The sequence below is a fragment of the Thermaerobacter litoralis genome (assembly GCF_054654595.1).
In genome coordinates, this window is sequence record NZ_BAAIES010000008.1 from 204,588 (window position 1) to 219,590 (window position 15,003).

Here is a 15,003-nt window from a genome sequence, read left to right on the forward strand (position 1 = left end):
TCACCACCGGATCGCCGTTTGCCAGCGGCCGGGGCCATGGGGCCCACGGGCGCCGCCGCCATGCAGGGAGCGCCCGGCCGGATCGCCCCGGCGCCGGCTGCGGGCCCGGGTCAGGCCGGGGTCGCCGCCGGGTCGCCCACCCGGGAAGCGCCGGTGTAGACGTTGAACCGGTCGCCCCGGGCAAAGCCGATCAGGGTCAGGCCGAACTCCCGGGCCGCATCGCAGGCCAGGCTGGAGGGGGCCGAGACGGCGACGACCACGGGAATCCCGGCCACCACCGCCTTCTGCACGATCTCGAAACTGGCCCGGCCGCTGACCATCAGGATGGTGTCGGCCAGGGGCGTCCGGCCTTGCAGGAAGAAATGGCCGATCAGCTTGTCGGTGGCGTTGTGCCGCCCCACGTCCTCCCGCAACTCCAGCAGCCGGCCCTCCAGGTCGAACAGGGCCGCGGCGTGCAATCCCCCGGTCCGGTCGAACAGGGCCTGGCGCCGGCGCAGGGTCTCCCCCAGGGACGCCAGGACCCCGGGCCGGACGACGGCCCCGGCCGGCTGGGGCAGGGCACACGCCCCCCGGCTGTGGATCGCCTCCAGGGACGCCTTGCCGCAGACGCCGCAGCTGGAGGTGGTGTAGAAGTTGCGTTCCACGGTGCGGGGCTCGACCCGCACCCCCGGCCGCAGCCACACGTTGACGATGTTGTACTGCTGGTCGCCGTCCACCTCGGGGTCGGTGCAATAGCTGATGGCCGCGATCTGGTGGGGATCGTCGAGGAGGCCTTCGGTGAAGAGGAACCCGCCTGCCAGCTCGAAGTCATGCCCCGGGGTCCGCATGGTCACGGCGACGCGGACCGGTTCCTCCTGACCGGCCGGCCGCAAGCGGATCTCTAGGGGCTCTTCCGTCACCAGCACGTCGTCGGTCCACCGGGAGCGCCCCGCTTCCCAGCGCTGCACCCGCCGGCGGACCGTGCTGGTCCGCACCGCCTGCACCGCCTTCCCCTCCCCCAGAGGTCTATGCGGCGTGTCCGCCTTGCTTGCCCGGTGCGGCGTGGGGTTGGCGCCCGCCGTCCCGACCCCGGCCGGATCCTCCGCCGGGGCCGCCCGGCGGGCCGGGCGGCTTGTGCCGCGCCCGCCGATGCCTTACGTTAAGTCTACCAAAAGTCCCCAGGACTTCAACCCGGAGGCCCGGACGCCGGGGACCCGGACGGCCGAGCGGCCCGTCCGGGCCAGGTCCCCCGGCGGGCTCCCGGCAGGCTCCCGGCCGGCACCCCGTCCCGCCGGGGATCGCCCCGGGGGCCCGAAGGAGGCGCTCCCATGGACGCCCGCACCGGTTCGACCCTCCTGCCCGCGGCGGGCATCGTCCTGGCCGGCGGGCAGAGCCGCCGCATGGCCCGGGACAAGGCCCTACTCCCCACCCCCGACGGCCCCCTCCTGCACCGCATCGCCCGCACCCTGGCCACCACCTGCGCCCAGGTCCTGGTGGTCGACCGGCCGCCCGGCCGGTACCGCGCCCTGGGCTGGCCCCTGGTCCTGGACCGCCACCCGGGCCAGGGGCCGCTGGCCGGGCTCCACGCCGGCCTGGAGGCCATGGCGTACCCCTACGGCCTCTTCGTGGCCTGCGACATGCCGGGTCTCACCCCCGCCGTCGCCCGCTTCCTCCTGACCGAGGCCCTCGCCGCCCCGGGGGACGAACCGGCCGACGCCGTCGTCCCCCTGCGGGCAGGGCGCCCGGAACCGCTGCTGGCCGTCTACGCCCGCCGCCTCGCCCCCCTGGCCGGCCGGCTGCTGGAGGCAGGAGGTGGCCCCCTGCGGGCCCTCTTGGACTCCCCGGGCGTCCGGGTGCGGTGGGTCGAGGAGGACCGCCTCCGCCGGGTCGACCCCACCCTGGCCTGCCTGGTCAACGTCAACACCCCGGCCGACTGGGCGGCCTGGCAGGCGGCGGAGGACGCCGGCGCGGCGGGCAGGGGCGATCCCCCCGGGCGTGGAACTCCCCGGGGGATGCGCACGGAACGGCCGGCCGCCCTGGGGCGGCGGCCCCACGGGAGGGATCGCCATGATCTGGGACCGGGATGTGGAGATGGCGTCCCGGGAGACCTTGCGGCGCCTGCAGCTGGAGCGGCTGAAGGCCACGGTGGAGCGGGCCTATCACCGGGTCGACCTCTTCCGCCGGCGGATGGAGGAGCGGGGGCTCACCCCGGACCACATCCGCCACCTGGAGGACCTGACCCGCCTGCCCTTCATGACCAAGCAGGACCTGCGGGACCACTACCCCTTCGGCCTGTTCGCCGAGCCCCTGGAGCGGGTCGCCCGCATCCACGCCTCCTCGGGCACCAGGGGCAAGCCCACGGTGGTGGGCTACACCCGCCACGACCTGGAGGTCTGGGCCGAGTGCGTAGCCCGCTGCTTCTGCATGGCCGGCGGGGAACCGGGCCACATCCTGCACAACGCGTACGGCTACGGCCTCTTCACCGGCGGCCTGGGCCTGCACGCGGGGGCCGAGCGGGCCGGCGCCACGGTGGTGCCCGCCTCCGGCGGCAACACCGCCCGGCAGGTCCTGCTGATCCAGGACCTCAAACCCCACGGCATCTGCTGCACCCCCTCCTACCTGCTCAACCTGGCCGATTACATGGAGGAACACGGCATCGACGGGCGGTCCACCAGCCTGCGCTACGGGATCCTGGGGGCCGAGCCCTGGTCGGAATCGCTGCGGCACCAGCTGGAGGAGCGCCTGGGCATCGACGCCGTCGACATCTACGGGCTCAGCGAGGTGATCGGCCCGGGGGTGGCCAACGAGTGCCGGGAGGCCAAGGACGGCCTGCACATCAACGAGGACCACTTCCTGCCGGAGGTGGTCGACCCCGAGACGGGCGAGCCGCTGCCGCCCGGCCAGTTCGGGGAGCTGGTCTTCACGTCGCTGACCAAGGAGGCCTTCCCGGTGATCCGCTACCGCACCGGGGACATCGCGGCCCTCTACCCCGAGCCCTGCCGCTGCGGCCGCACCCTGGTGCGGATGAGCCGCATCAAGGGCCGGGTCGACGACATGCTGGTCGTCAGGGGGGTCAACGTCTTCCCCTCGGAGGTGGAGTACCAGCTGCTCCAGGTCCCCGAGCTGGCGCCCCATTACCAGATCGTGGTCGACCGCGGCCGCTCCCTGGACCGCATCGAGGTGTGGGTGGAGCCGGCACCCGCCGTGGCCGCCGCCTGGGGTGGCTTCGACCCCGCCTCCGATGCGGCCCGGCAGCTGGAGGAGGCGGTCACCGACCGGCTGGCCGGTGCCCTGGGCCTGCAGGTCACCGTCCGGCTGGTGGAACCCGGCTCGGTGCCCCGCAGTGAGGGCAAGGCGGTGCGGGTGGTCGATCGCCGCCAGGTGACGGGGTGAGCAGGGCGGAGAGGGGACCCGGCGGCGGCCCCGCCCCGGCCGGTGACGGCCCGCCGGCGCCCGGCGCGGCGGAGGCCGGGGCGGCCGGCCCGGACGCCGTGCCCCCGGGGTGGCGGGCCCGCATCGCCGCCGACCCCTTCTGCCGGCTGCTGGGGATCGAGCTGGAGGAGCTGCGCCGCGGCTACGCCCGCCTGGGCATGACGCTGCGGCCCGAGATGGCCAACTTCCACGGCGCCGGGCACGGCGGCGCCGTCTTCGCCCTGGCCGACGCAGCCCATGCGGCGGCGTCCAACAGCCACGGCGTGCCCGCCGTCGCCCTGCACGTGGCCCTGCACTACGTCGCCCCGGCCCGGCCCGGGGACCGGCTGGTGGCCGAGGCGTGGGAGGAACACTGCGGGCGGCGGACCGGCCTCTACCGGCTGGAGGTCCGCCGCCGCCCCGACGGGCGGCTGGTGGCCGCCGGCCATGGCCGGGTCTTCCGCGGGACCTGACGCCGGCCCCGGCCGCCGGGCCCCAAGGAACGGGGAGGCGAGGTCCCCGGGCAAGAGGCGAGGTCCCCAGGGAAGGGGAGGCGATGGGAGCCGATGAAGGCCGTTCTGGTTCGTCAACCGGGTGGCGCCGAGAACCTGGTGCTGGGCGAATTCCCCGACCCCGAGCCCGGCCCCGGGGAGCTGCTGGTCCGGGTTCGGGCCACGGCCCTCAACCGGGCCGACATCCTCCAGCGGCGGGGCCTCTATCCCCCGCCGCCGGGGGCCAGCCCGCTGCTGGGCCTGGAAGCCGCCGGCGAGGTGGTGGCCCTGGGCGAGGGTTGCGAGGGATGGCAGGTGGGCGACCGGGTCTTCGCCCTGTTGCCCGGCGGCGGCTACGCCCAGTACGTCACCGTGCCGGCCACCATGGCCCTGCCAATCCCGCCCAACCTCACCTTCGAGGAGGCGGCGGCCATCCCCGAAGCCTTCCTCACCGCCTACCAGACCCTCTTCTGGATCGGGCGGCTGGAGGCCGGCGAGTGGGTCCTGATCCACGCCGGCGCCAGCGGGGTGGGGACGGCGGCGATCCAGCTGGCCCGGGACGCCGGCGCCCGGGTCGCCGTCACGGCCGGCACCGAGCCCAAGCTGGAGGCCTGCCGCACCCTGGGGGCAGAGGTGGCGATCAACTACAAGCTGGGACCCTTCGCTCCGGCGGTGCGGGAGGCTGTCGGGGAGCGGGGGGTCGATCTGATCCTGGACTTCGTCGGCGCCCCCTACTGGGAGCAAAACCTGGACTGCCTGGCCGTCGACGGGCGGCTTGTGCTGATCGCCACCATGGGCGGCGGCGTCCTGGACCGGTTCGACCTGCGCCGGATCATGGCGAAGCGGCTGCAGGTGACGGGCACCACCCTGCGCTCCCGCAGCCCGGCTTACAAGGCCCAGCTGACCCGGGAGTTCGCCGTGCGGGTGCTGCCCAAGCTGGCCAGCGGGCGGATCCGCCCGGTCATCGACCGGGTCTTCCCCTGGGATCAGGTGCGGGAGGCCCACCGCTACATGGAGCGCAACCTCAACATCGGCAAGATCGTCTTGCGGGTCGACTGATGCGGTCTCGGGGGTCGACTGGCGCGGGCGGGATGGGGCGCCGGCCGCCGCGCCCCGCTTCCCGCCCTGCGGGCCGGCCCTTGGGCGGCTCCCCCGGCCCCGCCCCCTGACCGGCGGCACGGCAGTCCCCACCCCCCGGACGCCGGCGGCACAGCAGCCGCGCTCCCCAACGCAGGCGGCCCAGCGATCCCCACCCCCGGACGCGGCCGGTCCGGCGGCCCCACCCTCGGACGCCAGCGACACCGCGGTCCCCGCCAGCCGCGAAAGGGCCTTCGCCTGCCGCCGGGGTGCCCCTTCGACGGTTCCCGGAATCCGGCACGAATTTTTCGTCACTTCACCGCCCTCGGGAGAAGGAATCGGGGGACAAGGCGCGAATACGCGAATCCAATCTCCCGGGGGGAGAAACGACGTTTCCCAATAGGAAACCGACGAGCCGCGGCTTGAAGGGGGTGACGGCCGCGCCGCGCGCCACCATCCAGTCCCTGGGCCGGGCCCTGCGGTTGCTCCAGCACTTCTCCGCCTCCAACCCCGAGTGGAGCGTCGGCGAGCTGGCGGCGGCCACCGGGCTGCCCAAGGGGACGGTCTCCAAGATCCTGGCGACCTTCCAGGAGCACGGTTACCTGTTTCAGGACCCCGTCACCCGCCGCTACCGGCTGGGACCCGCCTTTCTCGTGGCAGGGCGCGTCGCCGAGGCGGGGCTCGACGTGGCGCGCCTGGCCGTCCCCCTGCTGCAGCGGGTGACGGCCGCCAGCGGCGAGACGTCGGTCCTGATGCTGCGGGCGGGCTGGCGGAGCGTCTGCGCCGCCAAGGTGGACAGCCCGCACCCGGTGCGGATGGCGGCGGAGGTGGGCCGGTTCGCCTCCCTGCACTCGGGGGCTTCCAACAAGCCGATCCTGGCCTACCTGCCCGCCGAGGACATCGACGCCTACCTGCGCTCGCCCTACTTCGTCCGGCGGGGGCCACGGACCATCACCGACCGGGAGCACCTGCTGGCGAACCTGGCGGAGATCCGCCGGCGCGGGTACGCGGAGAGCGACTCGGAGGTGGAGGTGGACATCCAGGCCTTCGGGGCCGCGGTCTTCGACAACCTGGGCCACGTCACCGGCGCCATCAGCATCGTGGGGCCCCGGGAGCGGCTGGCCCAGCGGCCGGTCGACGCCATGGTGGCGGCCGTCCAGGCGGCCGCCCGGGAGCTGAGCCGCCTTCTGGGGTGGCAGGGCCCGTGGCCGGCGCCCTGGCCCCCGGCGCCGCCGGCCCGGCGGGTGGCCGCCGGCCTGCACCGAACGCCGCCGGACCGGTCCCTCTGACCGGACGGGACCGAACCGGCCATCCCGGGACGGGATGCCCCGGACGGGGTGCTCCCGAAACCGGCCCCCGGTCATCCCGGGGCGGCGCACCCCGGACGGGGTGCCCCCGGAACCGGCCCCCGGACCCGGTGAAGGGCGAACCCGGCCGGCCCTCGGACCGGCCAGCAGCCGGAGCCGGAGCCACCGGAACGGGAGCTGCCCGCGAACAGCGGCCCTCGCCGGCCCTAGCCCACGGACAAGCCCGTGAACCCGGCGACTTCACCCGGCCGCCGGCGTCTTCACCGCCGGCCCCTGTCAGGCCGGCGGGGCTCCGGCGGCCACTTTCCAGGAACGCTTCCCACGGAAGGGGGTTTCCTCGATGACCCGCTTGCTCGGAACCCTTGGGACGAACCGGCCCGGCGCCCGCCAGGGCGATGGGGCGGACCATGGCCGGCCGGCCCGGCGCCGTTCCCGGCGGCGACCCGCGGCCTACCGGCGGCTGGCCTGGCTGGCGCTGATCGCCCTGGTGCTGGCCGGCTGCGGTAGCGGCGCCTCAGGGGGCGGCGCCGCCTCCGGCGGGGCCGGTTCGTCCGGGGGAACGGGGGCCTCGGGAGGAGCGGGGCCCTCGGGCCCGGTGACCATCACCATCGGCATCAACGCCGATCCGCCCAACCTGGATCCGGCCATGTCCAGCGCCCTGGTGGACCGTTACGTCCAGAACAGCATCTTCGACAAGCTCTACGAGCTGGACGAAAACCTGCAGGTGGTGCCCGAGCTGGCGGAGGACCTGCCCCAGGTCTCCGACGACGGCAAGGTGTACACCATCAAGCTCCGCCAGGGGATCACCTTCCACGACGGGACGCCGCTGAACGCCGACGCCGTGGTGTTCAACCTGGAGCGCTACCTGGACCCCGACTCGGCCCGCTACAGCGAGCTCTCCGCCGTGGAGCGGGTGGAGAAGGTCGACGAGTACACGGTGCGCATCGTGCTCAAGCAGCCCTACAGCCCGCTGCTCTACACCCTGACCGACCGGGCGGGGATGATCGCCTCGCCCAAGGCGATCCAGGAGGCGGGCGACCAGTTCGCCCAAAAACCCGTCGGTTCGGGTCCCTTCAAGTTCGAGAGCCGGATCAAGGGCGACCAGATCGTCCTGGTGAAGAACCCGGACTACTGGCGGGAGGGCCTGCCCAAGGCGGACAAGATCGTGTGGAAGGTGGTCACCGACGACAACGTCAAGGTGGTGAACCTCAAGGCGGGGCAGCTGGACATCATCGACACGGTGCCGGCCCAGGCGCTGGCCGACCTGCGCGGCAACCCGAACCTCAAGGTCGACATCGGGCCGGGCCTGGGGTTCCAGGGCATCTACCTCAATACGGAGAAGGAGCCCTTTGACAACCCCTCCCTGCGGCGGGCGGTGGACCTGGCCATCGACCGGGCGACCCTGGTCCGGGTGGTCTTCCAGGAGACGGCCGACCCCGGCTATGGGCCCTTCCCGCCGTCGAGCCCGGCGGCCGCCGCCTCGGGGGAGCCGCCCCAGCGGGACCTGGAGGCGGTGAAGGCGCTGCTGGCCCAGGGCGGCAAGCCCGACGGCTTCCGCTTCACCCTCAAGACCGGGACCGGGCCCGTCACCCAGCAGATCGCCCAGGTGATCAAGGACATGCTGGCCGACGCCGGCATCGAGATGGAGATCCAGCAGGTGGAGTTCGGCAGCCTGCTCGACGACACCGACAACGGCAACTACCAGGCGGCGGCCCTGGGCTGGAGCGGGCGGCCCGATCCCGACGGGAACATCTACCCCTGGTTCTACACCGACGGGAGCCAGAACGACTCCCGCTACAGCAATCCCCAGGTGGACCAGCTGCTGGACGAGGCGCGCCAGATCCTGGACATGAACCAGCGGGTCGAACTCTACCGGCAGATCATGGAGCAGATCCACGCCGATGCCCCGTACATCTACCTCTACTATCCGAAGAACGTGAAGGCCTACTCGGCCAAGGTCCAGGGCTTCGTCAACTACCCCGACGGCATCATCCGCACGGAGAACCTGACGAAAACCCCCTGATCTCCACGCCGGCGGCAGGAGGGGCGGGGCCGGCGGGGGTGCACCCGGCGGCGGTGCGCCCGGCGGGGGCGCCCCTGCCGCCCGCCCGGCTTGCCGGCAGGGAGGTGAGCCCTTGCTCCAGTTCGTGGTGCGGCGGTTGCTGCTCAGCATCCCCGTGCTGATCCTGGTCACCCTGCTGGTGTTCATCCTGATCCACGTGGTGCCGGGCAACCCGGGACGGGCCATCCTCGGTCCCGAGGCGTCGCCCGAGGCGGTGGCCGCCTTCAACCGGGCCCACGGCCTCGACCGGCCCCTGCACGTCCAGTACCTGACCTGGCTGGCCGGCGTGCTGCGGGGGGATCTGGGGCGCTCCCTGGTGGACGGGACGCCCGTAGCCACCCTGATCGCCCAGCGCCTGCCGGCCACGGTGGAGCTGGCCGTGGGGGCCATGCTGGTGGCCACCCTGGTGGCGCTGCCCGCCGGCATCGTGGCCGCCACCCGCCGGGGCACCGCCGCCGACCACGTGGGCACGGTGCTGGCCCTGGCGGGGCTGTCGGTTCCCCAGTTCTGGCTGGGCATGCTGCTGATCCTCTTCTTCGCCGTGCGGATGAAATGGCTTCCCGCCTCGGGGTACGTGCCCCTGACCGTCGACCCGGTGCAGAACCTGAAGACGATGATCCTGCCCATCGTCGTCACCGGCCTGCGGGAGTCGGCGGTGCTGATGCGCATGATGCGGTCCAGCCTCTTGGAGGTCCTGCGGCTCGACTATGTCCGCACCGCCCGGGCCAAGGGGCTCGGCCGCTGGGGCGTGGTCGTCCGCCACGCCGCCCGCAACGCCCTGGTCCCCGTGCTCACCGTCAGCGGCCTGCAGCTGGCGGGACTGCTGGGGGGCCTGGTGATCACCGAGCAGATCTTCGTCATCCCGGGATTCGGCCGGTTGATCGTGGACAGCATCTTCACCCGCGACCTGATCACCCTGAAGGGCGCCGTGCTGGTCGCCGCCGCCCTGGTGGTCGCCGTCAACCTGGTGGTCGACATCCTCTACGCCTGGCTGGATCCGCGGATCAAGGTCACGGGAGGGAGCCGGGCATGAGCCTTGAACCGGAACCCGTTGCCGTCCCGGATCTGGAGCCCGGCGGCGCCGGCGATGGGGCCGCCCTCCCCGGCGGACCCCAGGGTGTTCCTGGCTGGCGGCGCCTGGGGCGCCGGTTCGTCCGCCACCGGCTGGCTGCCGCGGGGGCGGCCGTGGTGCTGGTGCTTCTCGTGGTGGCCCTGCTGGCCCCCGTGCTGGCCCCCTACGATCCGGTGGAACCGGACTATGCCGCGGTCCTGCAGCCGCCGTCGCCGGCCCACCCCCTGGGCACCGACGAGCTGGGCCGGGACATCCTCTCCCGCCTGATCTACGGCGCCCGGGTGTCGATCCTGGCGGGCCTCATCTCCGTGGGCCTGGCCCTGGCCATCGGCCTGCCCGTCGGGCTGGTGGCCGGCTACTTCCGCGGCTTCTGGGACGAGGGGGTCATCATGCGGCTGACCGACGCCCTGATGGCCTTTCCCTCCCTGGTGCTGGCCCTGGCCATCGCCGCCGTCCTCGGGCCCAGCTTCGGCAACGCCATGGTCGCCATCGGCATCAGCCTCGCCCCCACCTTCATCCGGCTGGTGCGTGGGCAGGTGCTGGCGGTCCGGGAACTGGAATACGTGGAAGCAGGCCGGGCGGCCGGGGCGGGCCACCTCTGGCAGATCGGCCGGCACATCCTGCCCAACATCCTGAGCCCCGTCCTGGTCCAGGCCACCCTGAGCCTGGCCGCGGCGGTGATCAGCGAGGCCAGCCTGAGCTACCTGGGTCTGGGGATCCAGCCGCCGTACCCCAGCTGGGGCTACGACCTGCGGACGGCCCAGGGCTACCTCGACCTGGCGCCCTGGATGGCCTACTGGCCCGGCCTGGCCATCTTCGTCACGGTGCTGGCCTTCAACCTGCTGGGGGATGGGCTGCGGGATCTCTTGGACCCGCGCCTGCGGAATTGACGTGCAGCATCGAGGGGACCGGCGGCGAGCGGCAAGGAGGGACCGAGGTGTCGTGGGAGCGCTTGTGGCAACTGGCCGTGGCCTTCGGGCAGAGCGGGCTTCTGGGATTCGGCGGTGGCCCCGGCGTGGTGCCCTTCATCAAGGAACAGGTGGTCGACCATTACCACTGGCTGGATGAATCCGGCTTCGCCGAGACCCTGGCCCTGGGTAACGCCCTGCCCGGCCCCATCGCCACCAAGCTGGCCGCCTTCATCGGCTTCAAGGTGGCGGGGCTGGCGGGCCTTCTGGTGGCCACCACGGCGGCGGTGGCGCCGACGGCGGTGGCGATGATCGCCCTGGTCGGCGTCTTCCAGGCCTACCGTCACTCGCCGGCGGTGGCCGGGGCCCTCAAGGCGGTGAAGCCGGTGGCCGTCGCCTTGATGCTCCAGGTGGCCTGGGATCTGGGAACCCGCTCCTTCCCCGGGGTGGCCACGTGGGTCATCGGGGCGGCCAGCGCCGTGCTGCTCTTCGCCGGGGTGAACCCGGCCCTGGTGGTCGCCCTGGCCCTGGCCACCGGCGCGGTGCTCCGGATCTAACGGGGCGGTGCCAGGGATCGAGGAGGGGCGGCCCATCGCCACGGCATCCATCTATTCATCCATCCGTCGCCGTCACGCACCATGCATCACGCACCGTGAGGTGAGCGCCATGATCGATCCCGCGCTGACGTCCGATCCCGGCCGGCCCGTCTGGGCCCGTAACGGCCTGGTGGCCTCCGGCCAGCCCCTGGCCACGGCGGCGGGCCTGCAGGTGCTGGCCCGGGGCGGCAACGCCGTCGACGCCGCCCTGGCCATGGCCGCGGTGACCGGCGTGACCATGCCCGAGATGTGCGGCCTGGGGGGCGACGCCTTCGCCCTGGTCTACGACGCCCGCACCCGCACCGTCACGGCCTTCAACGGCAGCGGCCCGGCGCCCATGGCCGCCACCGTGGCCCGGTACCGGGCCGCGGGCCACACCGAGATGCCCTTCGAGGGCTGGTGGTCCGTGGCGGTGCCGGGGGCTGTGGGCGTCTACCTGGAGATGCACGCCCGCTTCGGCTCCAAGCCCCTGGAGGAGCTCTGGGCGCCCGCCATCCGCTATGCCCGGGAAGGCTTCCCCATCGACGCCCGGCTGGCCGCCAACATCGCCGCCGGGGCGAAGAAGCTGGCCCAGGATCCCGCGGCGGCGGCCGTCTTCCTGGCCGCGGGGCCGCGGCCCCGGCCGGGGACCGTCCTCAAGAACCCCGACCTGGCCCGCAGCCTGGAGCGGGTTCTGGCGGGCGGCGCCGAGGACTTCTACAAGGGCGGGCTGGCCCGGGCCATCGGCGAGGCGTCCCAGGCTGCCGGTGGCCTGCTGACGGCCGAGGACATGGCCGCCTTCGAGGTGGAGGTCTACCGGCCGCTGGTCACCACCTACCGCGGCTACCGGGTCTTCGAGACGGCGCCGCCCTCCCAGGGACTGATCCTCCTGGAGATGCTGAACCTGCTGGAGGGCTTCGACCTGGCCGGCCGGTCCCCCACGGACCCCGACGTGGTCCACCTGCTGGTGGAGATCAAGAAGCTGGCCTTCGCGGACCGCAACGCGTACCTGGGCGATCCCCGGTTCGTCCAGGCGCCCGTCGAGCGCCTCCTGAGCAAGGCCTACGCCGCCCGGCGGCGCCGGGACATCGACCCCGAGCGGGCCAACAACGCCCCCGCCGGCGGGGAGCTGGACGGCGACACCACCTCCTTTGTCGCCGTCGACGCCGAGGGGAACGCCGTCTCCTTCATCCACAGCATCTCGGCCCTCTGGGGCGCCGGGGTGATGGTGCCCGGCACCGGCTTTCTGATGAACAACCGGGCCGGGCGCGGGTTCGTCCTGAGCGAGGAGCATCCCAACGGCCTGGCCCCCGGCAAGCGGACGATGCACACCTTGAATACCTACCTGGTGACCCGGGCGCCGGCCGGCGACGGCCAGCCGGCGGCGGGCATTGCCGGCGGCGACGGCGCCGGCGACGGCACGCCCGGTAGCGGGACCCCTGGTGGAGGGCTCGGCGCCACCCCGGCGAGCCCCGCGGTGGGCTCCGCGGCGAGCCCCGCAGCAGGCCCCGCGGCCGGCGCCACCCGCGCCGCCCGCGACGACGGCGAGCTGGTCCTGGTGGGCAACACCCCTGGCGGCGACGGCCAGCCCCAGTGGAACCTGCAGGTGCTCGTCAACGTGCTGGACTTCGGGATGGACGCCTACCGGGCCGTGGCGGCGCCCCGCTGGACCAGCTTCCCCGGCACCGATCCCATCAGCCTGAAGGCGCCCCTGGAGCTGCGCCTGGAATCCCGCTTCCCGGCGGAGACGGCGGCCGAGCTGCTGCGCCGCGGCCACGTGCTGCGGGGGGTGGGCCCCTGGGCCGCCGGCGGCTCGGCGATGCTGATCCGGGTCCTGGAAGACGGGGTCTACGAAGGGGCGGCCGACCCGCGGGACGGCGGCGCGGCCCTGGGGCTGTGAGGCGGCGCCCCGCCGCCTCACCCGGCGCCAAGGAGGTGGGATGGCGTGAGCCAACGGGTTGGACGGGCCCCGGCCGGTTCCACCGCCCCGGTCCTGTCCGTGGAGGACCTGTGGGTCCGGTTCCACACCGAGGACGGCCCCTTTGATGCCGTGCGGGGCGCCACCTTCCAGGTGGGGGAGGGCGAAACGGTGGCGCTGGTCGGCGAGAGCGGCTGCGGCAAAAGCGTCACCGCCCTTTCCATCATGGGGCTTCTGCCCGAGCCCCAGGCCCGGGTCCGCCAGGGCCGGATCCTCTTCGAGGGCACCGACCTGGCCCGGGCCGGCGAGGGGGTGATGCGCGGCATCCGGGGCAACCGCATCGCCATGATCTTTCAGGAGCCCATGACGAGCCTGAACCCGGTCTACACCTGCGGCGAGCAGGTGGCCGAGGCGATCCGCGTCCACCGCCGCTGCAGCCGCCAGGAGGCGCGGGCCCTGGCGTTGGAGGCCTTCCGGCAGGTGGGCATCGCCGACCCCGAGCGGCGGCTGGACCAGTACCCCCACGAGCTCTCGGGCGGCCTGCGGCAGCGGGTGATGATCGCCATGGCCGTGGCCTGCCGGCCACGGCTGCTGATCGCCGACGAGCCCACCACGGCCCTGGACGTGACGATCCAGGCCCAGATCCTGGACCTCTTGCGGGCGCTGCAGCGCCAGCTAGGCACCAGCATCCTCTTCATCACCCACGACCTGGGCGTGGTGGCGGAGATGGCCGACCGGGTGGTGGTGATGTACGCCGGTGAGGTGGTGGAGGAAGGGCCGGTCGAGGCGGTCTTCCGCCAGCCCCGCCACCCGTATACGGCGGGCCTGCTGCGCTCCATCCCCCGGCGGGACCTGCCGCGCAAGACGCCCCTGCCGGCCATCGAGGGGGCGGTCCCCCATCCCTCCCGCCGCCCGCCGGGCTGTCCCTTCGCGCCCCGCTGTCCCGACGTCATGGACGTCTGCCGCCGGGAGGCGCCGCCGTGGGTTCCGGTGGAACCGGGCCGGGGCGCCCGCTGCTGGCTGCACGGCCAAGGCCGCCGGGAGGTGAGTGCACGATGAGGCGACAGATCACGGCAGGCGCCGCCCCCTCTTTTGACCCCGGCTCGGGCTCCGGCGGCCCGTCCCGGGCCGGCGGCGGGACGTTGACGGCGTTTACGGATGAGGACGGTTCGTCCGCGGGGGCGCCCCTGCTGGAGGTCCGGGACCTCAAAAAGTACTACCCCATCCGCCGCGGGGTCTTCGGGCGGGTGGAGGGGTTCATCCGGGCCGTGGACGGCGTGTCCTTCACCCTTCACGAGGGGGAGACGTTGGGCCTGGTCGGCGAGAGCGGCTGCGGCAAGACCACCACGGGACGGGCCATCCTGCGGCTGGTGGAGCCCACGGCGGGTCAGATCCTCTACCGCGGCCGGGACCTGACCCGGCTCCCGGCCGCTGCCATGCGGCGGCTGCGCCGGGAGATGCAGATCGTCTTCCAGGACCCCTTCGGGTCCCTGGACCCGCGGATGACCGCAGGGCAGATCGTGGCCGAACCCCTGGTCATTCACGGCGTGCCCCGGCGGGAGCGGGAGCGGCGGGTGGCGGAACTCTTGGAGCGGGTCGGCCTGTCGGCCCAGGACGCCCGCCGCCTGCCCCACGAGTTCTCCGGCGGCCAGCGCCAGCGGCTGAGCATCGCCCGGGCCCTGGCCCTCAACCCGCGGCTGGTGGTGTGCGACGAGCCCGTCAGCGCCCTGGACGTCTCCATCCAGTCCCAGATCCTGAACCTGCTGATGGAGTTGCAGCGCGAGTTGGGGCTGACCTACCTGTTCATCGCCCACGACCTCAACGTGGTCCGGCACGTCAGCGACCGGGTGGGCGTGATGTATCTGGGCAAGCTGGTGGAACTGGCCGGCGCCGATGAGCTGTACGCCTGGCCCGCCCACCCCTATACCCAGGCCTTGCTTTCGGCCATCCCCGAGCCCGATCCCGAGCGCCGGCGGGAGCGCATCGTCCTGCAGGGCGATGTGCCCAGTCCCGCCCGGCCCCCCGCCGGGTGCCGGTTCCACACCCGCTGCCCCCTGGCCCGGGACCGCTGCCGCCGGGAAGAACCGGCCTGGCGGGCCATCCGGCCGGGCCACTGGGTGGCCTGCCACTTCGCCGAGGAGGCGCTGGGCCGGGCCGGTGCCGTGGCCGGGGCCGGGGTGTGAGGGGCCGGGGTGTGAGGGGC

The 15,003-nt window shown here is 73.6% G+C and carries 12 protein-coding genes and 1 pseudogene; 12 read left to right on the top strand and 1 reads right to left on the bottom strand.

What is annotated here, in order from left to right; all coding sequences use genetic code 11:
* Positions 1–110: 110 nt before the first annotated feature.
* Positions 111–983 carry a formate dehydrogenase accessory sulfurtransferase FdhD gene (fdhD, locus tag ACYQ02_RS06180; RefSeq protein ID WP_460039570.1) on the bottom strand — a complete coding sequence of 291 codons (873 nt, stop codon included), beginning with the start codon at positions 981–983 and terminating at the stop codon, positions 111–113.
* Positions 984–1,379: 396 nt separating this feature from the next.
* Between fdhD and mobA the strand changes: the two are divergent.
* The 12 genes and pseudogenes from mobA to ACYQ02_RS06240 all read left to right on the top strand — a co-directional run.
* Positions 1,380–1,757, top strand: a pseudogene (gene mobA, locus ACYQ02_RS06185) (molybdenum cofactor guanylyltransferase); the annotation flags it as partial.
* 289 nt (positions 1,758–2,046) lie between these two features.
* Complete coding sequence (locus ACYQ02_RS06190) at positions 2,047–3,372, top strand: phenylacetate--CoA ligase family protein (protein WP_460039571.1); 1,326 nt, start codon at positions 2,047–2,049, stop codon at positions 3,370–3,372.
* Positions 3,369–3,863 carry a hotdog fold thioesterase gene (locus tag ACYQ02_RS06195; protein WP_460039572.1) on the top strand — a complete coding sequence of 165 codons (495 nt, stop codon included), beginning with the start codon at positions 3,369–3,371 and terminating at the stop codon, positions 3,861–3,863. The genes ACYQ02_RS06190 and ACYQ02_RS06195 overlap by 4 nt, the downstream gene beginning before the upstream one ends.
* A gap of 93 nt (positions 3,864–3,956) precedes the next feature.
* On the top strand, positions 3,957–4,940 hold the full coding sequence (locus ACYQ02_RS06200; protein ID WP_460039573.1) for an NAD(P)H-quinone oxidoreductase: 984 nt from the start codon (positions 3,957–3,959) through the stop codon (positions 4,938–4,940).
* Positions 4,941–5,389: 449 nt separating this feature from the next.
* Positions 5,390–6,247 carry an IclR family transcriptional regulator gene (locus ACYQ02_RS06205; protein WP_460039769.1) on the top strand — a complete coding sequence of 286 codons (858 nt, stop codon included), beginning with the start codon at positions 5,390–5,392 and terminating at the stop codon, positions 6,245–6,247.
* 358 nt (positions 6,248–6,605) lie between these two features.
* Positions 6,606–8,288, top strand: a complete 1,683-nt coding sequence (locus tag ACYQ02_RS06210; protein WP_460039574.1) for an ABC transporter substrate-binding protein — start codon at positions 6,606–6,608, stop codon at positions 8,286–8,288.
* Positions 8,289–8,400: 112 nt separating this feature from the next.
* Positions 8,401–9,360, top strand: coding sequence for an ABC transporter permease (locus ACYQ02_RS06215; protein WP_460039575.1), 960 nt, complete (start codon positions 8,401–8,403; stop codon positions 9,358–9,360).
* A complete protein-coding gene (locus tag ACYQ02_RS06220; RefSeq protein WP_460039576.1) occupies positions 9,357–10,289 on the top strand; it encodes an ABC transporter permease in 933 nt (310 codons plus the stop codon). The genes ACYQ02_RS06215 and ACYQ02_RS06220 overlap by 4 nt, the downstream gene beginning before the upstream one ends.
* Positions 10,290–10,336: 47 nt before the next feature.
* The gene (locus ACYQ02_RS06225; protein WP_460039577.1) at positions 10,337–10,864 is read left to right on the top strand and encodes a chromate transporter; all 528 of its coding nucleotides are present in this window, start codon (positions 10,337–10,339) and stop codon (positions 10,862–10,864) included.
* Positions 10,865–10,973: 109 nt separating this feature from the next.
* On the top strand, positions 10,974–12,782 hold the full coding sequence (locus tag ACYQ02_RS06230) for a gamma-glutamyltransferase family protein (RefSeq protein ID WP_460039578.1): 1,809 nt from the start codon (positions 10,974–10,976) through the stop codon (positions 12,780–12,782).
* Positions 12,783–12,827: 45 nt separating this feature from the next.
* Positions 12,828–13,859 carry an ABC transporter ATP-binding protein gene (locus ACYQ02_RS06235; protein ID WP_460039579.1) on the top strand — a complete coding sequence of 344 codons (1,032 nt, stop codon included), beginning with the start codon at positions 12,828–12,830 and terminating at the stop codon, positions 13,857–13,859.
* On the top strand, positions 13,856–14,983 hold the full coding sequence (locus ACYQ02_RS06240) for an ABC transporter ATP-binding protein (RefSeq protein WP_460039580.1): 1,128 nt from the start codon (positions 13,856–13,858) through the stop codon (positions 14,981–14,983). Before ACYQ02_RS06235 ends, ACYQ02_RS06240 begins: the two co-directional genes overlap by 4 nt.
* Positions 14,984–15,003 lie beyond the last annotated feature (20 nt).

Bases quoted from the DNA above. Each gene is read 5' to 3' on its own strand.
- ACYQ02_RS06190 (WP_460039571.1), top strand. From the start codon at position 2,047: ATGATCTGGGACCGGGATGTGGAGATGGCGTCCCGGGAGACCTTGCGG.
- ACYQ02_RS06200 (WP_460039573.1), top strand. From the start codon at position 3,957: ATGAAGGCCGTTCTGGTTCGTCAACCGGGTGGCGCCGAGAACCTGGTG.
- ACYQ02_RS06210 (WP_460039574.1), top strand. From the start codon at position 6,606: ATGACCCGCTTGCTCGGAACCCTTGGGACGAACCGGCCCGGCGCCCGC.
- ACYQ02_RS06220 (WP_460039576.1), top strand. From the start codon at position 9,357: ATGAGCCTTGAACCGGAACCCGTTGCCGTCCCGGATCTGGAGCCCGGC.
- ACYQ02_RS06230 (WP_460039578.1), top strand. From the start codon at position 10,974: ATGATCGATCCCGCGCTGACGTCCGATCCCGGCCGGCCCGTCTGGGCC.
- ACYQ02_RS06240 (WP_460039580.1), top strand. From the start codon at position 13,856: ATGAGGCGACAGATCACGGCAGGCGCCGCCCCCTCTTTTGACCCCGGC.